18 protein-coding genes and 1 pseudogene are annotated in these 24,858 nt (G+C 72.1%); 7 read left to right on the top strand and 12 right to left on the bottom strand.

Annotated elements, in window-relative coordinates; all coding sequences use genetic code 11:
• From OHA72_RS37750 to OHA72_RS37730, 5 genes are all read left to right on the top strand, one after another.
• The gene (locus OHA72_RS37750) at nucleotides 1–1,227 is read left to right on the top strand and encodes a DegT/DnrJ/EryC1/StrS family aminotransferase (protein WP_327000850.1); all 1,227 of its coding nucleotides are present in this window, start codon (nucleotides 1–3) and stop codon (nucleotides 1,225–1,227) included.
• Nucleotides 1,224–2,573, top strand: coding sequence for a serine hydrolase domain-containing protein (locus tag OHA72_RS37745; RefSeq protein ID WP_327000849.1), 1,350 nt, complete (start codon nucleotides 1,224–1,226; stop codon nucleotides 2,571–2,573). Before OHA72_RS37750 ends, OHA72_RS37745 begins: the two co-directional genes overlap by 4 nt.
• Nucleotides 2,574–2,577: 4 nt before the next feature.
• The gene (locus OHA72_RS37740) at nucleotides 2,578–3,933 is read left to right on the top strand and encodes an MFS transporter (RefSeq protein WP_327000848.1); all 1,356 of its coding nucleotides are present in this window, start codon (nucleotides 2,578–2,580) and stop codon (nucleotides 3,931–3,933) included.
• 101 nt (nucleotides 3,934–4,034) lie between these two features.
• On the top strand, nucleotides 4,035–6,827 hold the full coding sequence (locus OHA72_RS37735) for an AfsR/SARP family transcriptional regulator (protein WP_327000847.1): 2,793 nt from the start codon (nucleotides 4,035–4,037) through the stop codon (nucleotides 6,825–6,827).
• A gap of 148 nt (nucleotides 6,828–6,975) precedes the next feature.
• Nucleotides 6,976–7,419, top strand: coding sequence for a hypothetical protein (locus tag OHA72_RS37730; RefSeq protein ID WP_327000846.1), 444 nt, complete (start codon nucleotides 6,976–6,978; stop codon nucleotides 7,417–7,419).
• Between the two features lie 213 nt (nucleotides 7,420–7,632).
• On the opposite strand, the pseudogene OHA72_RS65065 reads toward OHA72_RS37730, so the two are convergent.
• Nucleotides 7,633–7,923 (bottom strand): annotated as a pseudogene (locus OHA72_RS65065) (M28 family metallopeptidase); the annotation flags it as partial.
• Here OHA72_RS65065 and OHA72_RS37725 point away from each other — a divergent pair.
• Complete coding sequence (locus OHA72_RS37725; RefSeq protein WP_327000845.1) at nucleotides 7,892–8,029, top strand: hypothetical protein; 138 nt, start codon at nucleotides 7,892–7,894, stop codon at nucleotides 8,027–8,029. The pseudogene OHA72_RS65065 and the gene OHA72_RS37725 sit on opposite strands and share 32 nt — an antisense overlap.
• Before the next feature lie 487 nt (nucleotides 8,030–8,516).
• On the opposite strand, the gene OHA72_RS37720 is transcribed toward OHA72_RS37725, so the two are convergent.
• From OHA72_RS37720 to OHA72_RS37680, 9 genes are all read right to left on the bottom strand, one after another.
• Nucleotides 8,517–8,831 (bottom strand): hypothetical protein, encoded by a 315-nt coding sequence (locus OHA72_RS37720; protein WP_327000844.1) that lies wholly within the window; start codon nucleotides 8,829–8,831, stop codon nucleotides 8,517–8,519.
• 19 nt (nucleotides 8,832–8,850) lie between these two features.
• Complete coding sequence (locus OHA72_RS37715) at nucleotides 8,851–11,076, bottom strand: DUF8189 domain-containing protein (protein WP_327000843.1); 2,226 nt, start codon at nucleotides 11,074–11,076, stop codon at nucleotides 8,851–8,853.
• A 479-nt stretch (nucleotides 11,077–11,555) separates the two neighbouring features.
• The gene (gene rox / locus OHA72_RS37710; RefSeq protein ID WP_327000842.1) at nucleotides 11,556–12,983 is read right to left on the bottom strand and encodes a rifampin monooxygenase; all 1,428 of its coding nucleotides are present in this window, start codon (nucleotides 12,981–12,983) and stop codon (nucleotides 11,556–11,558) included.
• 198 nt (nucleotides 12,984–13,181) lie between these two features.
• The gene (locus OHA72_RS37705; RefSeq protein ID WP_327000841.1) at nucleotides 13,182–15,185 is read right to left on the bottom strand and encodes a beta-galactosidase; all 2,004 of its coding nucleotides are present in this window, start codon (nucleotides 15,183–15,185) and stop codon (nucleotides 13,182–13,184) included.
• Nucleotides 15,182–15,820 carry a hypothetical protein gene (locus tag OHA72_RS37700; RefSeq protein ID WP_327000840.1) on the bottom strand — a complete coding sequence of 213 codons (639 nt, stop codon included), beginning with the start codon at nucleotides 15,818–15,820 and terminating at the stop codon, nucleotides 15,182–15,184. Before OHA72_RS37700 ends, OHA72_RS37705 begins: the two co-directional genes overlap by 4 nt.
• Entirely contained in the window at nucleotides 15,817–17,334 is a 1,518-nt protein-coding gene (locus OHA72_RS37695) for a GH39 family glycosyl hydrolase (protein ID WP_327000839.1), read from the bottom strand. The genes OHA72_RS37700 and OHA72_RS37695 overlap by 4 nt, the downstream gene beginning before the upstream one ends.
• 6 nt (nucleotides 17,335–17,340) lie before the next feature.
• Nucleotides 17,341–18,981, bottom strand: coding sequence for an ABC transporter substrate-binding protein (locus OHA72_RS37690; RefSeq protein ID WP_327000838.1), 1,641 nt, complete (start codon nucleotides 18,979–18,981; stop codon nucleotides 17,341–17,343).
• Between the two features lie 67 nt (nucleotides 18,982–19,048).
• A complete protein-coding gene (locus OHA72_RS37685; protein WP_327000837.1) occupies nucleotides 19,049–19,924 on the bottom strand; it encodes a carbohydrate ABC transporter permease in 876 nt (291 codons plus the stop codon).
• Complete coding sequence (locus tag OHA72_RS37680) at nucleotides 19,921–20,922, bottom strand: ABC transporter permease (protein ID WP_327000836.1); 1,002 nt, start codon at nucleotides 20,920–20,922, stop codon at nucleotides 19,921–19,923. Before OHA72_RS37680 ends, OHA72_RS37685 begins: the two co-directional genes overlap by 4 nt.
• Nucleotides 20,923–21,403: 481 nt before the next feature.
• On the opposite strand from OHA72_RS37680, the gene OHA72_RS37675 reads away from it, so the two are divergent.
• Nucleotides 21,404–22,420 (top strand): acetylxylan esterase, encoded by a 1,017-nt coding sequence (locus OHA72_RS37675; RefSeq protein ID WP_327000835.1) that lies wholly within the window; start codon nucleotides 21,404–21,406, stop codon nucleotides 22,418–22,420.
• Here the strand turns inward: OHA72_RS37675 and OHA72_RS37670 are convergent.
• Both OHA72_RS37670 and OHA72_RS37665 read right to left on the bottom strand, forming a co-directional pair.
• Nucleotides 22,386–23,345 (bottom strand): phytanoyl-CoA dioxygenase family protein, encoded by a 960-nt coding sequence (locus tag OHA72_RS37670; RefSeq protein ID WP_327000834.1) that lies wholly within the window; start codon nucleotides 23,343–23,345, stop codon nucleotides 22,386–22,388. The two genes, OHA72_RS37675 and OHA72_RS37670, sit on opposite strands and share 35 nt — an antisense overlap.
• Before the next feature lie 2 nt (nucleotides 23,346–23,347).
• On the bottom strand, nucleotides 23,348–24,706 hold the full coding sequence (locus OHA72_RS37665) for a condensation domain-containing protein (protein WP_327000833.1): 1,359 nt from the start codon (nucleotides 24,704–24,706) through the stop codon (nucleotides 23,348–23,350).
• Nucleotides 24,707–24,858 lie beyond the last annotated feature (152 nt).

Raw genomic sequence — 24,858 nt, 5'->3', positions numbered from 1 at the left:
ATGAACGACTTCGTCGTGCCGTACCACGGGCAGGGCAGCATCTTCGACGACGACGACATCGCCGCCGTCACCACGCTGCTGCGCTCCGACCGGCACCTGTCCTCCGGCGTGGAACGCGCCGCGTTCGAGACCGAGTTCGCCCGCGCCACCGGCGCGCCCTACGCCGTGTCGGTCACCAGCTGCACCATGGCCCTGGACCTCGCCACCCACCTGCTGGACCTGCAACCCGGCGACGAGGTGATCGCCTCGCCGCTGACCTTCCAGGCAACCGTCACCGCGCTGCTGGGCCGGCAGGTCACCGTGCGCTTCGCCGACATCGAACCGGACAGCCTCGCCCTCGACCCGCGCAGCGTGCACCGGCTGATCGGCCCGCGCACCCGCGCGGTCTACGTCACCCACTACGGCGGGCTCGCCGCCGACCTCGACGCGCTGCGCGCCGTCACCGACGCCGGCGGCGTGGCCCTCGTCGAGGACTGCGCGCACGCGCTCGGCACCCGGTACCAGGGCCGGCCCGTCGGTACCGTCGGCGACATCGGCTGCTGGAGCTTCCACAGCCTGAAGAACATGTCCACGATGGGGCAGGGCGGGATGCTGACCACCGCCCGGCCCGGCTGGCACGACACCCTGCGCCGGATCGGCTCCATCGAACCCGACGCCGACTTCACCCCGCGCCGCACCACCGCCGGCTTCGGCGCCTACGCGGCACCGCAGCCCGGCGACCCCGAGCGGCACGCGAAGAACGCGTACACGCACGACTGCACCGCCGTGCGGTGCGGGGGCAGCAACGCCATCATGAGCGAACCCGCCGCCGCGGTCGGCCGCACCCAGCTCGCGAAGCTGCCGGCCTTCGTCGCCCGCCGGCGGCAGCTCGCCGGCTACCTCAACGAACGGCTCGGCGCGCTGCCGGGGGTGCGCGTCCACGGCGACCTGCCCGGCCGCGAGCACTCCTACCACCTGTACACGTTCCGGCTCGACGGCGCCGGACCGGGCGCCCGCGACGCGCTGATCCGCCGGCTGCACCACCAGCACGGCATCGAGATCATCCTGCGGTACTTCCCGCTGCACCTGCTGCCCGAGTGGCGGGCCCTCGGCGGCGAGCTGGGCCAGGCCCCGGTCGCCGAGCGGATCTGGTTCAACGAGCTGGTGAACCTGCCGATCTACCCGGCGATGCAGGACTGGCAGGTCGAGCACATGGCCGACGCGATCTGCAAGGAGGTCCTGCAATGACCGGCCTCGCCGCCGCCCTCGACGAGTTCCGCGCCCGGCATCAGGTGCCCGGCGTCGCGGTCGCCACGTTCGACCTCGACGGTCCACAACAGACGGTCGCGCGCGGGGTGCGCAGCGCCGAGGAGCCCGGCGCGGCGATGCGCCCCGACACGCTGTTCCGGGTCTACTCGGTGGCCAAGAGCCTCACCGGTACCCTCGCCACGATGCTCGCCGAGGACGGCGTCGTCGACCTGGACCAGCCGGTCGTGGAGACGCTGCCGCGGTTCCGGCTGCGTGGCGGGTCCGGCACCGGCGACGTGACCCTGCGGCACCTGCTCAGCCACCGGGCCGGCTTCATCCCCGACGCGGTCAGCCATGAGCACTGCGGCCGCGACCCGGAGGCGATCGCGGCGGCGGCCACCGGCGAGCCACCCCGCACCCCGCTGGTCGGCCGGCCCGGGCAGGTGTACTCCTACAGCAACCTCGGGTTCATCGTCGCCGGGCACGTGCTGGAGACCCGCGCCGGCGTTGCGTTCGCCACGCTCTTCCAGGACCGGGTGACGAGACCGCTGGGCATGCACCGCACCACCCACGACCCGGCGGTCGCCATGACGTACCCGCTGCTGCAGCACCACCCCGCCGGCGCGCTCCGGGTCGGTCACCAGCCGTGGGTGGCGGCGAAGCACGCGCCGTCGTCGCAGTGCTGGTCGACGGTGCAGGACATGGCCCGGTTCGGCGCGATGCACCTCGCCGGCGGCGCCGCGGCCCTGCGGCAGCGGCGGCCGCACGCCGACGTCCGGCTCGACGTCGACCTGCGCTACGGGCTCGGCCTCTACCTCGGCCCCCGCGACGGCGAGGAGGTGCGTTTCGGCCACGAAGGCTTCTACGACGGCATGTGGTGCAAGCTCGTGTGCGTGCCCGCGGCCGGCGTCGGCCTGGTCTGGGCCGACAACCGCGGCGACGAGCTGCGCGACGCCCGGTACCGCGTCATCGAGCAGATCCTCGGGGTCGGCCCCGGCGACTGGTCACGGCACCACGAGACCCCGCAACCACAGCGGACCCCGCCGCCCGACGGCCGCTACGAGCGGCCCGCCAGCGGCGCCGCCCTGCACATCCGCTCCGGCGACGACGGGATCCGGCTGCACACCGAGGGCCGCGAGCTGGTCCTCGACCCGGTCGCCACCGACGTCTGGGCGACCACCGCCGACGAGCACGCCCGCCCGCCGTGGCGCACCCACGCGGGCAGCCGCCGGGTCAGCGTCGGGGCCGTCCGCGGCGAGCCCGGCGGCGAGGTCGGCCACATCCTGCTCAACGGCCTGCCCTACCGGCGGCACGGTTCGAGCCCCGCCCACGCGGGTACGCACTGATCCGATGGCAGCCGACACCGCCGTGCAGCACCGCCGCGCCACCGCGGTGGTGGCGCTCGCCTGCACCGCGCAGTTCGTCGACGTCGTCGGCGTGACCGTCCTCATCGTGGCGCTGCCGATGATCCAGCACGACCTCGGCCTCGGCGACGCGACCCTGTCCTGGGTGGCCGGGATCTACGCCCTCGCGTTCGGCGGGTTCCTGGTCCCCGGCGGTCGCGCCGCCGACCTCGCCGGCCGGCGCACCACGTTCATGCTCGGCAGCGCCCTCGTCGCCGGCGGCTCGCTGCTGTGCGCGCTCGCCGGCAGCGGCGCCGTCCTGCTCGCCGGGCGCGCCGCGCAGGGCCTCGGCGCGGCGGTGGCGGTCCCGGCGGCCCTCGCCATCCTCCTGGACGCCGTGCCGCCCGGCCCGCGCCGCAACCGCGCCCTGGGGCTGTGGACGATGGCCGGTGCCGCCGGCGGCGCGTCCGGGTTCGTCATCGGCGGCCTCATCACCCAGGCCGCCGGCTGGCGGTGGCTGTTCGCCGCCATCGGCCCGGTCGCGCTCCTGGCCGCTGTCGTGACACCACTGGTCGTGCGCTCCGGCCCGCCCCGCACCCGCCCGGCGGGAAACCGGCTCGACCTGCCGGGCATCGTGCTCAGCACGACCGCCGTGGTCCTGGTCATCCTGGGCTTCACCCGCGCACAGGACCACGGCTTCCTCGACCCGTTCGCCCTGGTACCGCTGGCGCTCGCGCCCCTGGCCGGCTCCGCGTTCGTCGTGGTCCAACGCCGCTCACCGGCGCCCCTGGTGCCGGCCGCCGTGTGGTCGGCCCGCCCGTTCCGCCTCGGCACCATGGTCGCGGTGGTCCTCACCGCCACCACGAGCGGCGCCGGCGTCCTGGGCTCGCTGTTCCTGCAGCACGGCCTGGGCCTGTCGGCCGCCGCGTCCGGCACCGGCTTCCTGCTGTTCAGCGCCGGCGTCGTGGTCTCCTCCACCACAGCGGCGGCGGCGATCCGGCGCGTCGGCCTGCCCGGCGCGATGGCCACGGGGCTCGCCGTCATCGCCGCGGCCATGACCGTCGAGGCCGCCGGCGTCTGGCACCGGTCGCTGCCGCTGTTCCTTGCCGGTCTCACGGTGTCCGGGCTGGGCCTCGGCCTCGCGTCGGTCGCCTCGACCACGTGCGCGACCGCCGACACCGCCGGCACCACCGCCGGGCTCGTCGGCGGCCTGCTCAACGCCGCCGCCCAGATCGGCACCGCCGTCGGCATCGCCGTGCTGCTGGCGATCGCCCCGCCGACCCACGCCACCGCATACCTGGCCGCCGCCGGCGCCGCCCTCGCCGCCGGCCTCCTCGTCCGGCTCACCCGCGCCCGCGGCTGACCGGCGCCGAACCGAACGAGGGTTCAGGCATCGACTCGGTACTATTGCCGGACCGGCTGTGCGTCCCGCTGGGGCGCCGGCCGATACGCACGGGGGGTCCGGTGTTGACGGTGCAGTTCCGCCTGCTCGGCACGCTCGAGGCGGACATCGCCGGCCGGCCGGTCGAGCTCGGTCACGCCCGGCAGCAGTCCGTGCTCGCGGTCCTGCTGGCCGACGTGAACACCGTCGTGCCGGTCGGCCAGCTGCTGGAGCGGATCTGGGGGGACCGTCCTCCCCAGCGGGCCCGCGAGACGCTGTACAGCTACCTGTCCCGCCTCCGCCGGGCGCTGTCCGTCACCGGCGAGGCCGGCCTGCACCGGCGAAGCGGCGGGTACGTGCTTGCCGTCGACCCGTCCGCCGTCGACGTCGTGCGGTTCCACCGGCTGGCCATGACCGCGCGCACGGCGGACGACGACGACGCGCTCGCGCTGTTCGACGAGGCGCTCGCGTTGTGGCGCGGCGAGGCGTTCGCCGGTCTGGACACCCCGTGGCTGGGCGCGCTGCGTGACCAGTTGGGCCAGCACCGGTTCGCGGTGGAGCTGGACCGCAACGACGTCGCCCTGCGCCGAGGACGCCACGCCGAGGTGCTGCCCGGATTGTCGGCGCACGCGCGGGCGTACCCGCTCGACGAGCGCCTGGCCGGTCAGCTCATGCTGGCCCTGTACCGGTCCGGCCGGCAGGCCGACGCGCTGGCCCACTACGAGCAGGCGCGGCGGGTCCTGGTCGAGGAGCTCGGCGCCGACCCCGGTCCCGCCCTGCGGGAGCTCCATCAGCGGATCCTGACCGAGGAGGCGGTACTCCCAGCGCCCGCCACCGCCGCGCCCGAGCCGGAGGCGGCGGCCCCGCCGGTACCACGGCAGCTGCCGGCGCCACCGCGGCTGTTCGTCGGCCGGAGCCGGGCGCTGGCCCGGCTGACGGAGGTGCTCGGTCAGCGGCCCGGCACCGAGCACACCGTGCCGATCGCGACGATCGCCGGTACCGGTGGCATCGGCAAGACGTGGCTCGCGCTGCGGTGGGCGCACGACAACCTGCACCGGTTTCCCGACGGGCAGCTGTACCTGAACCTGCACGGGTTCAGCCAGTCCGGCCGGCGCCAGTCACCCGCCACGGCGATCCGTTCGCTGCTGGAGGCGCTCGCCCCGGCGCCGTCCGCCATCCCCTCCGACCTGAGCGCCCAGACCGCGCTGTACCGCAGCCTGGTCGCCGGCAAGCGCATGCTGATCGTGCTGGACAACGCCTACGACGCCGACCATGTGCGTCCGTTGCTGCCCGGATCGGCGGGCTGCGCGGTCGTGGTGACCAGCCGCAACCAGCTGCCCGGGCTGGTCGCCACCGAAGGTGCGCAACCGCTGGTGCTGCAGGTGCTCACCGCCGCGGAGGCGAGCGACCTGCTGGCCCGCAGGCTCAGGTCGCAGCCGGTGGCGGCGGACCGGCCGTCGGTGGACCGGATCGTCGCCGCATGCGCGGGGCTGCCGCTGGCGCTGTCCATCGTGGCGGCCCGGGCCGCCACGAACCCCGCCGTGCCGCTCGCGGCGCTGGCCGACGACCTCGCCGACAACCGCGGGAACCTGGACGGGTTCGCCGGCGGCGACCCCAGCGCCGATCTGCGCGCGGTGTTCTCCTGGTCCTACCGGGCCCTCGACGCCGACGCCGCCCGGGTGTTCCGGTTGCTGGGCCTGCATCCCGGCCCGACGGTCACCGCCCCGGCCGTCGCGAGCCTTGCCGGGCTGGCGGGCGGCCGGGCGCGGTCGCTGCTGGAGGATCTGGTCCGGGCGAACGTGGCCACCATGCTCACTCCCGGCCGGTACGGCCTGCACGACCTGCTGCGCACGTACGCCACCGAGCTCGTCCAGTCCGACGACGACCGGCGGGACGCGCTGCACCGGGTGCTCGATCACTACCTGCACACCGCGTACGCCGCCGCCCTGCTGATCGAACCCCACCGGGATCCGATCAGCCTCGCACCCGCACAGCCCGGCGTCACCGCCGAACCGTTCGCCGGTCAGGCCGAGGCGCTGGAGTGGTTCGTCGCCGAACAGTCCGTGCTGCTGGCCGCCGTCGACCAGGCCGCGGAGGCCGGCTACGACGGCCACGCGTGGCGGCTGGCGTGGGCCGCCGCCACGTTCCTCAGCCGCGGCGCACGCTGGCAGGATCTCACCGCCACCCAGCGGGTCGCGCTGGCGGCCGCGGAGCGGGCGCAGGACCTGGTCGGACAGGCCCACGCGCACCGCGACCTGGCCCTGGCCTGCAACCACACCGGCCGGCCGGAGGACGCCACGGCCCACCTGCAGCGCGCCTTCGACCTGTTCGGTGCGTTGGGTGACCAGGTCGGCCAGGCGTACACGTGCCTGTTCCTCGGCTGGGTCAGCGAGTGGCAGGGCCAGCAGCGCGGCGCGCTGCGGCACGACGAGCGGGCACTGGCGCTGTTCCAGGCCGCCGGCCACAAGGTCGGTCAGGCGAAGGCCCTCAACGCGGTCGGGTGGGACCACGCCCAGGCCGGCGACCACGAGCAGGCCATCAGCTACTGCCAGCGGGCGCTGACCCTGCACGAGGCCCTGGACAACCGCACGGGAGCGGCGAAGACCTGGGACAGCCTCGGCTACGCGCATCAGCAGCTCGGCCACCACGACCGGGCGATCGACTGCTTCCGGCACGCGCTCGCCCTCTACCGCCGCACCGGCGAGCAGTACGGGGAGGCCGAGACCCTGGAGCACCTCGGGGACAGCCACCACGCCACCGGTGACCTCGCGGCGGCCCGCGACGCCTGGCAGCGGGCGCTGGACCGGCTCGGCGAGCAGAGCCCGTCCGAAACCGATCAGCTGCGCGCCAAGCTCCGCCGCCTCGACGGTTCGTGACCAGCGGATTCCAGGTTCCTGCAGGGTCTGCCCAACCCGGGCCTGCCACGGTGGTCCCAACCAGCGGCGCCAGGTCCGCGCCGGTCGGGACACCCTAGTCACGGGAGGTACGAAGATCATGGGAGCGGGTAGGTCGTACAGGGAGATCTTGACGGGAAGCTGGGGCAGCCGTGTCATCGCCGTGGCGGTCGTGGCGATCAGCGCCGTCGCCGTCGCCGCCACCCCGGCGAGCGCGGTGACCCCGGTGGGCGCCTGGAAGGGCAACAACTACTCGGCGTCCGACATCGTCGGCGCACACGCACAGGGCAACGCGTACATCAGCGGCAGCCGCGTCTACGTCACCGGCTACATCCGCGACACGGCCACTGACGGCCACGGCGCGTGCCTGAAGATCAAGACCTGGTACAACGACAGCGTCTTCACCCGGGACGAGTTCGTGTCCGACACGGACGGGAACAACTCCAGCTACACGTACTTCAGCTTCAACTACCCCGTCAGCACCACCGAGTACATTGACATCCAGGAGTGCCTGACGGAGTCGGGCAGCATCTGGGACGAGGCCCCCGGCTGGCAGGCCATCGTCTCGCCGTAGCCCGCAGGTGTTGCAGCGGCCCGCCAGGCACGGGGCTGGCGGGCCGCTTCCCGGTCGTCCGCGGAGCCGACGGCCGGCGTCAGGTGGGCTTGCCGAGGGCAGTGTAGCCGGAGGTCGCCGGTTGCCAGGCCGTGCCGTCCCAGGCGTGGGGTGGGTCGCCGCGGCCGTGGCGACGCTGTCGACGAGCTGACGGAACGGCGGGGCGCCCTCCAGCAGGACCGCCAGCTCGGCAGTGTTGCGGGTACCCGCCACGTCAAGGTTCAGCACCGCGCGGATCCGGCCGTGCTCCGGCGCGGGCAGGCCGGCGACGTATTGCAGGCTGCCGTGCAGGCCCTCCTCCTCGCCGCCGAAGAGGATCAGCCGGAGGTCGTGCGGCCAGGCGCGGCTCGCCAGGACCCGGGCCAGTTCCAGGACCCCGGCGGCGCCGCTGCCGTTGTCGTCGGCGCCCGGCGCCGGTGCCGACGGGCCGCCGGTGAGGTTGATCGAGTCGAGGTGGGCGGTCACCAGCACGACCGGGCGTGGGGCCGGGCCGGTGCCGAGCCGGTCGGCGATCACGTTGGTGCTGGTGCCGGCGGCGCCGACGGTGATCGGTGCCGACGTCGTGGCGTAGCCGAGGGAGGCGAACCGGTCGTGGCACCAGCGGGCCGCGGCGGCGTACCCCGGGCCGGTCGAGTGCCGGGTGCCGTGGGCGACGAGCCGCCGCAGGTCCGTCTCCCACCGGTCGGCGGCCAGGTGGTCGAGCAGGTCCGCGACCCGGCGGTCGGGTGCGGCCCGGCGGGCCGGCGCCGGGCGGTCGACCACGACGGTGTCGACCGGCACCGGTTCGATCCGCCAGCAGCAGGTCTGCTCGGGGATCGGGCCGGGCACCTGGCCGGCGTCGACGATCAGGTGCCGTCCGCGGTCGAGGATGACGGGGACGGCACCGTGCGCGTCCTGGAAGGCCCTTCCGACCTGGGTGACCAGCGCGAGGCCGGTGACCCCGGCGGGCTGCGACGGCCAGGTCACGACCGTCCCGCCCAGCTGCACCCACCGCGCCGTGCGGGCGCCCCGGACGAACTGCTCCACCGGAAGCACCGTGCAGGTGTGGACGGCCGTGGTCACGACGCACCTCCCGGCCGCAGTTCGAGGCGGTCCGGGGCGACGAGCACGATCTGCACCGAGCGTTCCCCGCCGGCGTCGGGGGTCAGCCGGAGCCGGCCGCCGTCGGCGCGCCAGGTGCCGGGGCGCGCCGAGCCGGCGTCGCCGCGGCCGACGCCGATGTCGACGTAGGTGCCGTCGGGGCGCAGGTCGAGACCGTCCCGGCCACGCGCGGGCGGGAACGGGTGGTCGGCCGGGCGGTAGACGCGGACGTCGTCGTGGTCCTCCTCGAAGGAGTGGCCCCAGCGCCTCGCCAGGTCATCAGGTGCGGACATGGGGCCACTCCTATCGGGGTCAGGGACGCGACGCGAGGTTGGACAGTTCGGAGATGTCGTCCGGCGCCGTGGACCGGAAGCCGCTGATGACGCCGCCCATGTACTCGTAGCCGTCGACGGAGGGGCTCCACTTCGAGCCGTCCCACCACTTGTGGTACAGCGCGCTGTCGCTACCGGTGACGAACACGTCGAGGCGGTTCTCCGCCCAGGCGGTGGCCCGCGGCTGGCCGACGCACACGCCGCCCATGTGCTCCCACTCGGTGACCGACGGTCCCCACTGCGAGCCGTCCCACCACTTGTGGTACAGCGCGCTGTCGGTGCCCGTGACGAACACGTCGAGGCGGTCCGGCCCCCACGACACGACCGTCGGCGCGCTGGTGCACACGCCGCCCATGTACTCCCAGTCGGTCAGCGACGGTCCCCACTGCGAGCCGTCCCACCACTTGTGGTACAGCGCGTGGTCGGTGCCGATGACGAACAGGTCGAGGCGGTTCTCGCCCCACGCCACGGCCGTCGGCGGGCTGGCGCAGACGCCGCCCATGTACTCGTAGCCGGTGGTCGACGGGCCCCACTGGGCACCGTCCCACCACTTGTGGTAGATCGCGTTGTCGGTGCCGCGCACGAAGAGGTCCAGCCGGTTCGGCCCCCAGGCGACCACCTCCGGCGGGCTGGAGCAGATCCCGCCCAGGTGCTCGTAGCCGTCGATCGACGGGCCCCACTGGGAGCCGTCCCACCACTTGTGGTAGACCGCGCTGTCGGTGCCGAGCACGAAGAGGTCCAGCCGGTCCGGGCCCCATGACGCCGCCCGCGGCGGGCTCAGGCACACCCCGCCCATGTACTCGTAGCCGTCCACCGACGGGCCCCACTGCGAACCGTCCCACCATTTGTGGTAGACGGCGCGGTCGGTGCCGAGCACGAACGCGTCGAGCCGGTTCGGGCCCCAGGCGACCACCTCGGGTTCGCTCATACAGATCCCACCCATGTACTCGTAGCCGGTCACCGACGGCCCCCAGGCCGCGCCGTCCCACCACTTGTGATAGACCGCGCGGTCGGTGCCGAGCACGAACGCGTCGATGCGGTCCGACGACCACGACACCACCGGGCCGGCCGGCACCGGCTGGGACCCCTGGCTGGCCAGCGTGGCGCGCACGGTGTCCAGGCAGGCCTCCATCCGGGCCGCCTGGCCCTGGGTGAACATCACCATCGCCGGGTCGTCGACGTAGTCCATGTAGTTCACGAACAGGTCGCCGTTGGGCGCGTTGTTACAGCTCAACTTCGGGAACGCGGGCGTGCCGTAGTTGGGCCCGCCCTGGTTCGGGGTGTCGTCGACCTCGTCCGACCCGCCACACCCGTCGCCGTCGTCACCCCAGATGTGGAAGAGGTTGAGGAAGTGGCCGATCTCGTGCGTCGTCGTGCGGCCGAGGTGGAACGGCGGCGTCGCGGTGCCGGTCGTCCCGAACGCGCTGTGCAGAATCACGACCCCGTCGGTCTCGGGCGGCCCGCCGGGGAACTGGGCGTACCCGAGCAGCCCGCCGCTCAGCTGGCCCGTCCAGATGTTGAGGTACCGGTCGGTCGGCCATGGATCCGCGCCGCCGGTCGCCGCCGACTTGATGGCGTCGTCGGTGCCGAAGTTCGCCCGGGACGTCTGGGTACGGGTCACGCCGTCGGTCGGGTTGCCGCTGGGGTCGGTGGTGGCGAGGTGGAACTCGATGCGGGCATCGGCAACCAGGTTGCCGAAGACCGACGGCACCGAGGAGACGTCGGTGTTGGTCGCGCGGAAGTCCCGGTTGAGCACGTCGATCTGACTCTGGATCTGCGCCATGGACACGTTCTGGTCGCCGGTGTTGTGCACGACGTGCACCACCACGGGAATGCGCGCGACGCCGCTGAACCTCGAGTACGCCCCGCGCTGGCTGATCCGCGCGCGGGTCGCGTTCTCGATGGACGCGCGAGCCGTGCGGTACGACGGGTCGTCGGTGAGGCGTTGCCGGTGCACGTCCTGCGCCGCACACGTCCGACGGTTGGACCGCCCGATCTCCAGCAGCGGGCCGCCCGGGCCGGTCCCGCCGCCGCCACCACCGGCGCTCGCCGGTCGCGTGCCGCCGCCCATCGTGGCGCCCGGGCCCTTGGGTTCCTTACCTGATCCGTTGGCGGACATGTGGGTGCTCATCGCGCCGCCCCGCATCCCGCCGGTGTTCGGACGCATCGCGTCGTCGGACTGGTTCATGCCTTGACTGGTCGCCATCGTTTCCCCCTTTGGTCCGGGCAGGCCGGACCGGTCTGGCGCCGGGAATGGTCTGGTGCGACACGGGACGCAGACCGTGCGGGTGTCCGTCCGGTGCGCGACCCGCCGAATTGGGCCGCGCGCAGCACCCCCGGTGCTGCATGCGGGGGTGGCTGAGCCCCCGGTCCGCACGAACGGCCAAGGTCGGCAGTCGGTGTCGCGCAGTCAGGCTACTACGCTCGAACACGCAGGGTTACTGATCAACTACTAATAGCTACCAAGCGCCGATTCCCGACAATTCAAGCGGGGAAACTGTTGCCCCGCAGCAAATCTCGCCCGCCAGTCGCTGACGTGGGCGGTGTCGCCGTCGACGCTGATGCCGGTGGCCTCGCGGCCGGTGAGCGGAAGGCGCCGGGTCAAGGTCCGCAACAGCGGTCCGGCTGGACCGGCCGGCATGGCCATCTGCTGCCATGCCGGCGTCGGGTGCAGGCCGACCGGTCTCAGCTCATGACCGGCCTGCCGAACCAGCGGGACAGGTGGTCCTCCAGGTCCTGCTGGTCGTCGCCGATCCAGGCGACGTGGCCGTCGGGGCGCAGCAGGACGCACGGAGCGTCCAGTGCCGCGGTGGGATCGGCGAGGTGATCGACCCGGTCGGACCAGCCACCGGCGGTGAGGCGTCCGGTGCGGTCCAGCAGCAGGCCGCGGCCGCGGTGCAGGAGGCCGTACAGGTTGCCCTGTCGCACGTCGATGTCACGCAGGCGGCGGCCCAGCAGGTCGGGGCCTTCGCCGAAGTCGTAGCGGACGTCGATCGCGGTGATCTTCTCGATCAGGTAGCGGTTGACCTCGTTGAAGTCCATCAGTTCGGTGAGCAGCCTGCGCACGGCCTGCGGGCCGGGTTCGGTGGAGGAGAGTTCCATCTGGGCGCGGGTGTTGTCCAGCACGTCCTCGGCGACCGGGCGGCGCTCGGCCTGGTAGGTGTCCAGCAGCGTGTCCGGCGCCCAGCCGCGCAGCTGTGCGGCGAGTTTCCAGCCGAGGTTGAACGCGTCCTGGACGCCCAGGTTGAGGCCCTGCCCGCCGGTGGGTGGATGGATGTGTGCCGCGTCGCCGGCGAGCAGCACCCGCCCGACCCGGTACCGTTCGGCGAGGCGGGTGGCGTCGCCGAAGCGGGACAGCCAGCGCGGGGAGTGCACGCCGAAGTCGGTGCCGGCGACGGCGCGCAACCGGTGCTGGAAGTCCTCGAGGGTGGGCGGTTCCGCGCGGTCGGTGACGCCTTCGGCGGGGACCACGACGCTGTAGAGCCCGGCGCGCGCGGGCCGCAGCCAGAAGGGCCTGATGGTCCTGCTGAGCTCGGTCACCTTGGCGGCGATCTCCTCCGGCGGGGCGCTCGCTGCCATCTCGCCCATCAGGGTCTCGGTCCGTGCGGGCTCGCCGGGGAAGCCGACGCCGAGGAGTTTGCGGACCGTGCTGCGCCCGCCGTCGCAGCCGACGAGGTAGCGCGCACGCAGCCGCTCCCCGCCGGCCAGCTCGACGGTCACACCGTCGTCGTCCTGCTCGAACCCGGCCAGGGCGCTGCCGCGCCGGACCTGCGCGCCCAGTTCGATCGCATGCGCTTCGAGCAGCTGCACGATGACCGGGTGCGGGATGCCCAGCAGATAGGCGTGCGCGGTGTCCAGGCCCTCGGGCACGGGCTTGGGGATGGCGGCGAAGAAGCCGGCGGCCGGGCGCCGCCTGCCGTGCGGGAGCACGCGCTCCAGCAGTCCGCGCATCGCCAGCAGCTCGATGCTGCGGGCGTGCAGCCCGACGATGCGGACGAACGACGCGGGCTCGGTGTCCTTCTCCAGGACGAGGACCCGCACGTCGTGCAGCCGCAGTTCGGCGGCCAGCATCGCGCCGGCCGGCCCGCATCCGGCAATGATCACGTCAAACACAGGTGGTGCCTTTCGGGAGGGCCTTCATGGCGAGGCGCTCCCGGCGACACCTACGTCAATCGCCCGGCCGTGACCGGAAGGGGGAGCACCCACATCGCTGCAACGTTCATGGGTCTCACCTCCTCAGGCCGTGTCACGGTCGACAGCACGCTACAAGCCCGGGCACCGTCCCGTCCAATCCTTTGCCCGTCCGGGTGCTCACCGGATCTCCTCGATCACCCGGACGGCGAGGGGTGCCAGGACGGCGGACCCGCCGACCCGCTCCCCCGTCAGCAGGTCGACCCCGGCCGGGACCCGCACCTCGGCGGCGTCGCTGTCGGAGTGGTTGAGCAGGAACAGGAACTCCCCACGCCGGACCGCCTCCACGTGTGCCGGCGCACCGTCGACGACCGGCGCGACCCCGGCGTCCCGCACCGCGCCGAGCAGCGTGTCGCGCAGCGCGGTCTGCTCCAGGCGGGTGCCGAGGTACACGACGCGCCCCGCGCCGAGGCGGTGGTCCAGGATCGCGGGCCGGCCGGCCAGGAAACCACCGGTGTACCTGGCGAGGACCGTCGCGGTCTCGGGATGGATGCTCTCCTGCCACCAGTCGCTCGCCGCGACCGTCCCGTCGGCGAACGTCAGCTCGAAGGTCTCGTCGCCGCGGGCCGGCCAGTACTCGTCGATGTAGGCGCCGATGAGCCGGCGGAACGCGCCCGGGTAGGCCGGCTGGCGTACCTGGTTGGCCGGGTCCACGACGCCGGAGAAGTACGAGCAGACCAGCGTCCCGCCGTCCTCGACGAACCGTGCGAGGGCCTCGGCGCAGCGGTCGCTGACGAGGTACGCGTTGGGCACCACCACGACCGTGTAGGCGGCGAGCGACGAGTCGAAGGAGACCAGGTCGACCGCGTACTGCGCCTGCAGCAGCGGCCGGTAGTGCTCCGTCGCGAGCCGGGTGTAGTCGAAGTCGTTGCGCGGCAGGCCGTACGTGAGCTCCAGGCCCCACCAGGCGTCCCAGTCGAACAGCAGCGCGACGTGCGCCGTGCCGGAGGTCCCGGCCGCGGCGCCGAGCAGGGGCAGTTCGTTGCCCAGCGCCTCGACCTCGGACCACGTGCGCGAGGCGGTGCCGGAGTGCGGCAGCATCGCGGAGTGGAAGCGTTCGTGGCCGCCCCTGCTGGCGCGCCACTGGAAGAACAGCACGCTGTCGGCGCCGTGCGCGATCGCCTGATAGGAGCCGAGGCGCATGCGGCCGGGGCGTTTGACGTTGTTGACCCGCCACTGTGACACGGCGCTCGCCGCCTGCTCCATGAGCAGCCACGACTCGCCGCGCAGCGAGCGCATCAGGTCGAAGTTGAGCGCGGCGGCGACGTGCGCGTCGTCGTCGCCGGGGTCCGGGTAGATGTCCAGCGCCACGGCGTCCTCCGCCCGGGCCCATTTCCAGTAGTCGGCGTGCTGGTAGAAGCGCATGAAGTTCGTGACGACCGGGATGTCGTCGCGGTACGAGCGCACGATGTCCCGTTCGAGCACGAAGCACTCCAGCAGCGCGTCGGAGACGAACCGCTTGAAGTCCAGGCGCCGGGCCGGGTTCGACCAGGTCCGGGGCACGGCCGGCGGGTCGATCTGCTCCCAGGCGGTGTAGCGCTGGCCCCAGAACCGGGTGTACCACGCGTCGTTCAGGGCCGAAAGGTCGCCGTAGCGCCGCCGCAGCCAGTCCCGGAAGGCGACCGCGCTCTGCGGCGTGTAGGCGGTGGGGCCGTACTCGTTGCCGATGTGCCACATCGCGAGCGCGGGATGGTGCGAGTACCGCTGCGCGAGCGCCCCGGTGATCTGCGCGGCGTGGTGCCGGTACCGCGGCGACACCGGATCGAAGTGCAGCCGGTTGCCGAAGCCGAACGTCTCCCCGTCGGCCATCACCGGCAGCACCTCCGGGTGCCCGTGCGACAGCCACACCGGCGGTGCCGCGGTCGGCGTGGCGAGGTCGACGCTGATCCCGTTGGCGTGCAGCAGATCCATCGCCTCGTCGAGCCACTCGAACGTGAAGCGGCCGGGCTCCGGCTCCAGCGACGCCCACGCGAACACGCCGAGCGTGACCAGGTTGACCCCGGCCCGCCGCATCAGCGCGACGTCCTCGTCCCACACCCGCCGGTCCCACTGCTCGGGGTTGTAGTCCCCGCCGAACGCGAACCCGCCGAGGCGTGCCCTGAACGCGGCCATCCGCTCGTTCACGCGGTGAACCGGTCCCGGATCGCGGCGGTCATCGCGCGGCTGTTCCACAGCAGCGCGCCGGCCAGCAGCGAGCCGAGCAGCGCCGTGACCGCCTCCGAGGCGAGCAGCGTCACCCCGCCCGCGGCGATGAGGACGCCGGCGTTGGCGAGTGTCGCGCCGCGGGGCAGGAAGTGCAGCGCCAGCCGGGCCGCGTCGACGGTCCGGAACGTGAACAGCGAGGTGATCACGAGCGCGTTGACGGCCCACAGGGTCACGGCCACGGCGACGGCGGCCAGGAGCACACCCCACCAGCCCGGGACACCCGCCGAGGAGAAGTTGGCGAGGTTCACGGCGAGGATCGTCAGCCAGGCCAGCAGCGGCAGCCACAGCTTCAGCACCGGCAGCGCGTTGCCGCGGTACCCGCGCCAGAAGGCCGTGGCGGGTTCGTCGTCGCCGTGCCGCAGCGCGTAGAGCGCGGCGGAGACGGCCGGGCCGAGCGGTATCGCGCACACCGCGACGAGCGGGACGTTGCTGACGTCGTGGTCGAGCAGGGTGATCGCGGCCAGCGTGGGGACCGTGGTGAGCAGGAGCAGCAGCTCCACCACGAGCAGGTTGTAGATCAGCCCGGTGGCGCGGGACAGCGCCGTGACGTTCATGTCGCGTCCCCGAGGCCGAGCAGCCGGCGCTCGTCCCACCACGGGGGCGTCTCGTCGGTCATGGGCGAGAGCTCCAGGAGGGTCAGCTCGTGCCGGGCGAGGGTGATGTCCACGTCGACGCGCCCGTCGACGACCGGCAGGCGGCGGTGGCTGCGGGCCGGTTCCGCGAGCTCGCGCAGCGCGTCGAGCTGCCGGGGCCGGGGCGACGGCGGGCGGCCCATGTCGCACCAGGCGGCCCAGGCGTTGCCGGCCTCCTCGTGCACCGACGAGCGCAGCACCGCGGCCGTCCCCGCGGACCGCAGCGGCACCGACAGCCGCAGGGCGTGCCGCTCGGGCGAGGCGGTGAGGTCGGTGACGTCGACCGGCGCCCACGCCAGGACGGTGACACGGCCGGCGGCGTCGCGGGTGACCAGGTGGTCCGGCCCGCGCCCGAGGACCTGGTCGCCCATGCGCGCCATGAACGCGTACAGGTGGTAGGTCGGCTTCTTGAGCTGGCGATGGGTGAGCAGGCCGAATCCGCCGTGGAAGAGTGCCGTCGGCACCCCGGCCTCCTCGAACATGTCGCTGAAGGTCCAGTAGGCGAACGACTCGGCCAGGTCCCCGCCGCCCGCCACGACCGGCGCCAGGTAGGCGGCGTGGAAGGCCGTGTCGTGGATGGGGTTGTCGGGCCGGTAGGAGGAGTTGAACTCGGTGATGTGCACCGGCAGGTCCGCCAGCGCGCTGCCGCGCAGCTGCTCCCGGGGCCGGCCGAACTGCTGCAGCAGGGTGTCCGCCGGCTCCAGGGTCTGGTGTACGCCGAACGGCACGTGCTGCGCGGGCCCGGTGGAGTACGCGTGCCGGCTGACGAAGTCGACGGGCACCGAGCGGTCGGTGACGAACTCGGCGAACCGCGTCATCCACTCGTCGGCGCCGGGCGAGATGGCCGGCCCGCCGACCTGCAGCCCGGCGTCGACCTCCTTGACGGTCCGGGCGGTCACCTCGTAGAGGCGGTGGTAGGCGTCGCGGTCGGCGCCGGCCCAGAACTCCTTGAGGTTGGGCTCGTTCCACACCTCGATCGGCCAGCCGCGCACCTCGTCGACGCCGTAGCGGTCGACGAGGTGCGCCACCGTTGCCCGGACCAGGCCGGCCCATTCGGACCAGGACCGCGGCGGGGTGACGTTGCCGCCCCACCAGAACACCGTCTGGTCGCCGGAGGCGAGACCGGACGGCATGAAGCCCAGCTCCACGAAGGGCCTGATGCCGAGTTCGAGGTACGCGTCGATCACCTGGTCCACGTACGTGAACGCGTGCCGGACGTGCCGCGAACCCTGGTACTCGTAGGGCTGGTAGATGCCGACCCCGTCGCTGAGCAGCCCGTGGCCGCGGATGTGCCGGAACCCGATCTCCCGCTGCACCAGCGCGAGGGAGTCCTGGTAGTCGCGGCGCAAGGCCAGTTCGAACCGGCCGGTGCCGACGCAGTGGCGCCAGGCGTCACTGAGCCGGCCGGAGGGATGTTCGGCAACGATGATGGTCAAGGCAGGTCAGCCGTTGTTCTTCTTGAAGCGTTCGTACGCCTTGTTGACCAGGTCGATGTACTGCGTCATGTTCTTGCCCTTGAGCTCGGCGACGTAGGCGTCCCAGTCGCTGAACGGCCGCTGGCCCAGGATGAACTTGAGCGACTGCTGGGTGACGTGGTCCTTGAGCGCGGTCTCCCACAGCGTGGCCTGTTCACGCTCGTCGGCGTTGAGGGGGTGCGCCGGCGGCAGCGGCAGCGTCTTGCGGGCGTTCATCACTTCCTGGAACTTCAGCTCCTCGGCGGAGAACTGCGAGTTGAGCATCTTCGTGCTGCCGCCGTAGGCGAACACGCCGTTGAGGAAGCCGTACTCGACCTGGAGGTTCTTGGTGCCCGACGGATTGAGGCCGGCCCAGTTGACGTCGGGGGCGAGCTTGATGCCGGTGTCGAGGTTGCCGGTGTAGGTGACGCCTTCGACGCCCCACTTGGCGAACATCTTGCCGGCCTCGGAGTAGAACAGCCAGTCGATGAACTGCATCATGGCCACGAAGTTCTTGCTGTCGCGGGCCTTCCTCGAGATCATGACGCCGCTCTCCAGCCGGCTGGTGGCCTGCTTCACGTTGCCCAGCGGGCCGGTCAGGCGCGGGATCTTCACCACCGTGGCGCCCGGGATCTTCGCGATGTCCTTGCGGCACTCGTTGACGAGCGTCTGGGCGTTGCAGCTCATGACGAACGACTTGCCGGACGCGAACTTCTGCCGCGCGGCGTCATCCTGCTGGGTGAACGTCTCCGGGTCCAGCAGCTTCTCGGTGATGAGCGTGTTGAGGTACTGCAGCATCTGCTTGAACTTGTCCATGCTGCCGGTGAGCACGAACTTGCCGGCGTCGGCGTCCCAGGTGGCGTTCTGGTAGTCCCAGCCGGCCAGGATGCCGTATGCCGAACTGAGGTGCCCCAACAGGCAGCCGCCGGGGGTCGGGTTGTTCCACCGGTCGGACATCGGATAGATGTCGGGGTAGGCCCTCTTCATCGCCCGCAGCACGTTGGTCAGGTCGTCCCACGTCTGCGGCGGCTGGAGATTGAGCTGCTGCAGGATGTCCGTGCGCACGGCGAGGGAGTAGTCCAGCCAGAGGTCCTCATGCACGCCCGGCAGCAGGTAGAACTTGCCGTCCGCCTGCCGGTAGGCGTCGAGGTCGTTCTTCAGGTTCCACTTGGCGATCTGGTCCTTGAGGTTGGGCATCAGGTCGAGGTAGTCGCTGACCGGCAGGATCGCGCCGCCGGCGATGTAGGCCTCCTCGTCGGGGTGGTAGGTCTTCGGGATGATCAGCGGCGCCTCGCCGCCGCTGATCATGACGCTGCGCTTCTGGTTGTAGTCGCTGCCCGGCACGACGACCGGCTCGAGCTTGACGTTGGTCCGCTTGGTGAGCTCGGACCAGAACAGCCAGTCCGCCTTGTACGGGTAGGACGCGTTGCTCAGCAGCATGATGGGGAAGCTCAGTGCCGTGGTGGCCTTGAACTGGTCGCCGACGCCGTACTTTTCCATGGCGCCGTCCTTGTTCGCCGACAGGTCGTCGGCCTTGTCTTCGTCGTCACCGCCGCAGGCGGCGAGCGCCGTCGCGGCCGCGGCGGCACCGAAGCCGGCCAGCAGCTGGCGCCTGGAGAGCTGGTACATGGGACTCCCTTTCGATGGGACGTCTTCGATGCAAGGGGTGTGGGGTGTCGTTGCCGAGGTTGTGGGGTCAGCCCTTGACGGCGCCGAGCATCACGCCGCGGACGAAGTAGCGCTGGATGAACGGGTAGACCAGGACGATGGGCAGCACGGTGAGCACGATCGTCACCGCCTGGATGTTGGCCCCGATCTGCAGTGCGGTGTCGCTGGCCGCGCTCTGGTCGGCGCCGCCGGTGGCGCCGGCGATCAGGTTGCGCAGGTAGACCGTGACCGGGAACAGTTCCGCGCGGTCCAGGTAGAGGAAGGCGGGGAACCAGGAGTTCCAGAAGGAGACCGCGTAGAACAGGATCATCGTGGCGATCATCGCCTTGGACAGCGGCAGCACGATCTTCAGCAGGATGCCGTAGGTGCTCAGGCCGTCGACGGAGGCGGCCTCCTCCAGCTCGATCGGCAGGCTCTCGAAGAACGCCTTCATCACCAGCAGGTTGAACACGTTGATGGCGTTGGGCAGCACGATCGCCCAGATGCTGTTGCGCAGGCCCAGACCGCTGACCAGGACGTAGTTGGGGATGAGGCCGCCGGTGAAGAACATGGTGAAGACCGCGATCCCGACGAGCGCGCCGCGTCCCCGCAGGTCCTTCTTGGACAGCACGTAGGCGTAGCAGATGGTCAGGATCATCGAGATGGCGGTGGCGACCACGGTGTACAGCACGGTGTTGCGGTAGTTGGTCCAGAACATCGAGTCGCTCAGCACGACCTTGTAGGTCGTCAGGTTGAACCCGCGGGGCAGCAGGTTCACCTGACCGGAGCGGATCTGGTGCTCGCCACTGAACGACCGGGCCAGGATGTTGATGAACGGGACCAGCGTCAGCACGACGACACCGGTGAGGATGACGCCGTTGACGGCCTGGAACACCCGTTCCCCGCGCGTGCGCCGCAGCCTCACCACAGGCTCGTCCCCACCGTGCGGCGGGAGATGAAGTTGGCCGACAGCACCAGCGTCAGGCCGATCAGGGACTCGAACAGCCCGATCGCCGCGGCGTAGCTGAAGCTGCCGCTGACCACGCCGACGCGGTACAGGTACGTGGAGATGACGTCGCCGGTCGGGTAGGTCAGCGGGTTGTACAGCAGCAGGACCTTCTCGAACCCGACCGCCATGAACGTGCCGACGTTGAGGATCAGCAGGGTCATCATCGTCGGGCGAATGCCGGGCAGCGTCACGTGCCAGGTCTGGCGCCACCGGCTGGCGCCGTCGATGCGGGACGCCTCGTACAGGTTGTCGTCGATGGTCGTGAGTGCGGCGAGGTACAGGATCGTGCCCCAGCCGACGGTCTGCCAGATCTCGGAGGACACGTAGATCGTGGGGAACCAGCCCGGCTCCTGCAGGAACGGCACGGTGTCGCGGCCGACCGCCTTGAGCCCCTGGTTGACCACCCCGTCCAGGGACAGCACCTGGAACACGATCGCGGCGACCACCACGACGGACAGGAAGTGCGGCAGATACGAGATCGACTGGACGAACCGTTTGAGGAACCGGGTCCGGACCTCGTTGAGCAGCAGCGCGAGCACGATCGGCAGCGGGAAGCAGAACAGCAGCGTCAGCGCCCCGATCTGCAGCGTGTTGCCGAACACCTGCCAGAACGTGGGATCGCTGATGAACAGCCGCACGTAGCGCAGGCCGACCCACGTCTCGCCGAAGATGCTGCCGCCGGGCTGGAAACGCCGGAAGGCGATCACGTTGCCGGCCATCGGCAGGTACCGGAAGACCACGAAGAACAGCAGCGGCGCGAGCGCCAGGGAGTACAGCTGCCAGTCCCGGCGCAGCGCCTGCCGCCAGGTCCGGCGGCGGGGCACCAGGCGGGCCGCTGCCGGCGCGGCCGGCGGGCCCGGCGCATCCGCCGTGTCCGGTGTGGCGCTCGCGCCCACCGGCACCTGGCGGGTCATGTCACCCATGCCACCCCTCAACGAAATCCTGGAGAGCGCCACTCGTCGCGTGGCGAGCTGGCGGAAACATTTCAGAAAGATGTCGGAACGTGTGCCGAAATTTAGGTCCCGGAACCTGGCGTGTCAAGGCATCCGGCGGCAGTGACGTCGATCTAAGCGCCAAGTACGCTGGTGGGCACCGAGAACTCGGCCACGATGATCCCCACCTGCGGTCCGTACGCGGAACGTTTCAGCCGCGCACGCCAAGATCTCGATGCCTTGGCCCGTGCGGCGGGCCGGGCCGCCCGGCGCGGCGTCGAGATTCCGAAACCTGTTTCGGGGAGCGCCGTCGACACATGCCTGTCGCGACGGCAGTCGGGGCGGACCAGCGACTGAGCGTCAGCGTCGACCGGAGGTGTAAACGTTGCCTTGCGGTTCCCGAAAGATTCTGCGATCGTCCCCGGGCAGACCCACGAGCCACGCCGCCGACCCATGAGGACGCATGCCGCTCTTCGACCTGCCGCTCGACCAGCTCCAGCGATACGCGCCCGAGGTGCGGGAGCCACCCGACTTCGACGCGTTCTGGAGCTCGACCCTCGACTCGGCCGGCGCCGCCCCGCCGATCGTCGACGTGCGGCCGGAGCGGACCGGGCTGCGCCTCGTCGACACGTGGGACGTCACCTTCGCCGGTTTCGCCGGCGACCCGGTCCGGGCCTGGTTCACCCGCCCCGCCGGGGTGCGCACCCCGCTGCCAGCGGTCGTGGAGTTCCTCGGCTACGGCCGCGGCCGTGGACAGCCGCACGAGCGTCTGACCTGGGCGGCGGCCGGCTACGCGCATCTGCTGATGGACACCCGAGGGCAGGGCGACCAGTACGGCACCGGCGGCGACACGGCCGACCCGCACGGCGGCGCCGGCGGACCGGCCGGCGGCCAGTGGCCCGCGACCCGGGGCATCCTGTCGCCCGGGGACTACTACTACCGGCGGCTCATCACCGACGGCGTGCGGGCCGTCCACGCGGTCCGGGAACTGCCCGGGGTCGACCCGGCCCGCGTCGTCGCAGCGGGCAACAGCCAGGGCGGCGGGATCGCGATCGCGGTGGCCGGCCTCGTGCCCGATCTCGCCGCGCTGCTGACGACCGCCCCGTTCCTGTGCCACGTCCAGCGGGCCATCGAGCTCACCGACGCCGCGCCCTACGGCGAGATCGTGAACTATCTGGCCGTCCACCGCGACGCCGAGGACGCGGTGCGCCGGACACTGTCCTACGTGGACGGTGTCACGTTCGCCCGCCGGGCGTCGGCGCCCGCGCACTTCGGGGTGGGCCTGCGCGACACGGTGTGCCCGCCGAGCACCGCGTTCGCCGCCTACAACCAGTACGGCGCGGCCAACGGCCGGGCGGCCCGCCCGCACAGCACGATGCACGCCTACCCGTTCAACCACCACGACGGCGGCGACGCGGTCCACGTCGGGCGCCAGCTGCGGTGGCTCAACGCCCTGTTGGAGGCCCAGCCGCACCGGTGACGCCCGGGGCCGTCAGCCTGGCCTCCTCCTCGGCCAGCATCTGCCGCTGGCGCAGCACGCGCGGCGGGACGAGCGCCTCGCGCGGCGCGGTCGCGGTGAACGGCGCGCGCCGCGTGCCGAGCGCGCGCAGCACCGCCTGCTCGACCAGGGAGTGCCGGTCGGGACCGGTCCGGTCGAACCGCATCGGCTCGGCCAGGGTCACCGGCGGGTTGGTGATGACCCGGACGGCGCGCAGCACGTTCTGCGCCTTGGCGTGCAGGATGAAGGGGTGCAGCAGGTACACGTCGCCGACGGTGCCGGTGGCCTCGACGAACTCGGTGCACCCGGCCGTCAGCGCCGGGTAGTCGAACTCGGCGACGCCGGGCGGGCCGGGAACACCGCCCGGGTACACACCCTCGGGGTGCGCGGCCAGGAACCTGGCCACCGGGCCCACCGAGTCGGCCGCCACGAACGTGGCTCCGCCCTGGTGCCGCACGTCCGACCACAGCACAAGCGTCAGCAGGCCCTGCTCGGGCGAGTCCAGGAAGTGCCGGAAGAAGTCGCCGTCCTTGTGCCAGCCCGGCGCGCCGGGGGACGCGTCCGCCCAGGGACGGTCGGCGCCTTCACCGAGGTTGACGATGAAGCCGTCGTTCCAGCGGTACGGCCGATCGGCCGAGATCCGCTCCGGCCCGCCGACGAGGTCGCAGACCGCGTCCCAGGCGCGCGGCGCGAAAGCGGCCACGTCGATCTCACGACGGCCGGGCATGTGCACCGACGGCTCGGCCCAGGTCGACCGGTCCTGCGGGTCGTAACCGAGCCGGGTCCACATCGTGCGGGTGTATTCCTCCGCGGCGTCCCGGCTGAAACAGCCGCGGATGACGACGTATCCGTGCGTCAGGAAGTGCTCGACGTCGGCATCGCTCAGCACCCGGTATCCCGCGTCCATCGTCACCTCCGCGCCGGTTCCGCTGCACCGGGCACCTGCCGTGCACCGGCGGCGTCGACGAGGACCGTCTCCATCTCCCGCGCGAACGCCTCGATGCCCGCCGGTGCGATGCGGTGCGTGTCGGCGAGGATCGCGACGTCGACCGCGTCAGGTGCCGCATCGACATTGACGATGAGCGTATAGGACAACGTGTCGAGCTTGCGGCTCCACCAGCTGGTGGTGAGCGGCACCGCGGCCCGCACCTGCCCGGCGGGGGGCGGGGCCGGCGGTGCGGACGCGGTGCCGGCCCGCCGGTCGTTGACCAGGCATGAGATGTCGATCTCGGCGCGCTCCTCGCGGACACGGGCCAGCATCCCGGTGAGCGCCGACGGATCGTAGTAACCGTGCAGGTACGCGTTGGTGGCCGCGGTCCACGCGCGGCCGACCAGGTCGTCGAAGCCGGTGTCCGCCACGTCGATCACGCAGATGCCGTTCTGCACCAGCATGCTGACCGAGTCCGCGCAGCCCGGCCGGAACCGGTTGCTCACCACCAGCTGGGTCGCGACGGCGCTGCCGCCCGTGACCCGCGCGAGGGCAACCGCGTAGGCGGCCAGCACGACGTAGCCGACCCCGGCGCCGGTGCGGTGCGCGACGGACTGCATGGCCAGGTGCATGGCCGGCGATCGGACCGTGAGCTCCCAGAACCGTGGTGCGCGCGGGTCGTCCGAGGCGCCGAACCGTTGCGCCGGCACCGACCGCAGCTGCTGCTCCCAGTACCGCAGCGATTTCTGGCTCTGCCGCAGTCCGGCGGGAGTGTGCTGCCGGGCGGACAGCGCCAGCGGTGCCAGCCCGGTGGCGGGTGCGGTGGCCTCGCCGGTGACGGGGTCCAGATGGGCCAGGTCGCGCACGATCTGATCGATGCCGAAGCCGTCCACCGCGAGGTGGCAGTACATCACCACGACGTGGCTCAGCGCCTCGCCGCACCGGATCGCGCCCATCCGGATCGGCCACTCGACCGCGTAGTCGAACGGCACGGTCGCGTACCGGTCGCGCAGTTCCTCCGCCGCGCCGCCGGTGTCGCCGCCGTCATCGACGTCGACGATCTCGAACACGGCCTCGCCCGCGCCGGACACCACCTGCGTGGGCGGCCCGCCGGGATCGAACCGCAGCCGGGTCCGCAGCGCCGGGTGCCTGCTCACCAGGAACCGCAGCGTCCGCACCATCGCCTCCACCGGCGTGCCCGCCGGCAGCGCCACGGTGCCGCCGATGTTCATGCTGCGGCCCGACTCCTGCATCGTCTGCCAGATCATCAGCTGCGCCCACGTCAGCTCGCCGGCGCCTGCCCCCTCCCCCTGGAACGGCACAAGGACACGACTCGTCACCCGGCCCACCGTGCCCCCTTCCGTCGGCCGACCCTGCCGGGGCAAGCAGACCGGGCGGCCACGGGGCGGCGGTGTGCGCATCGACAGTGGGCTATCAGGTTCCGAGGATTGCAGAAGCGATCGGCGATATCAAGGAAATGTTTCCAGCGCCG

The organism is Dactylosporangium sp. NBC_01737 (genome assembly GCF_035963215.1).
GTDB lineage: Bacteria > Actinomycetota > Actinomycetes > Mycobacteriales > Micromonosporaceae > Dactylosporangium.
Note: the sequence above shows the minus strand (reverse complement) of the source record. Positions and strands in the feature narration are given on the sequence as shown.

What these genes read in the sequence shown, in the direction of transcription:
- OHA72_RS37750 (WP_327000850.1), top strand. Translation starts at nt 1, where the DNA reads ATGAACGACTTCGTCGTGCCGTACCACGGGCAGGGCAGCATCTTCGAC.
- OHA72_RS37745 (WP_327000849.1), top strand. Translation starts at nt 1,224, where the DNA reads ATGACCGGCCTCGCCGCCGCCCTCGACGAGTTCCGCGCCCGGCATCAG.
- OHA72_RS37740 (WP_327000848.1), top strand. Translation starts at nt 2,578, where the DNA reads ATGGCAGCCGACACCGCCGTGCAGCACCGCCGCGCCACCGCGGTGGTG.
- OHA72_RS37720 (WP_327000844.1), bottom strand. Translation starts at nt 8,831, where the DNA reads ATGTCCGCACCTGATGACCTGGCGAGGCGCTGGGGCCACTCCTTCGAG.
- OHA72_RS37715 (WP_327000843.1), bottom strand. Translation starts at nt 11,076, where the DNA reads ATGGCGACCAGTCAAGGCATGAACCAGTCCGACGACGCGATGCGTCCG.
- OHA72_RS37700 (WP_327000840.1), bottom strand. Translation starts at nt 15,820, where the DNA reads ATGAACGTCACGGCGCTGTCCCGCGCCACCGGGCTGATCTACAACCTG.
- OHA72_RS37690 (WP_327000838.1), bottom strand. Translation starts at nt 18,981, where the DNA reads ATGTACCAGCTCTCCAGGCGCCAGCTGCTGGCCGGCTTCGGTGCCGCC.
- OHA72_RS37680 (WP_327000836.1), bottom strand. Translation starts at nt 20,922, where the DNA reads ATGACCCGCCAGGTGCCGGTGGGCGCGAGCGCCACACCGGACACGGCG.
- OHA72_RS37675 (WP_327000835.1), top strand. Translation starts at nt 21,404, where the DNA reads ATGCCGCTCTTCGACCTGCCGCTCGACCAGCTCCAGCGATACGCGCCC.
- OHA72_RS37670 (WP_327000834.1), bottom strand. Translation starts at nt 23,345, where the DNA reads ATGGACGCGGGATACCGGGTGCTGAGCGATGCCGACGTCGAGCACTTC.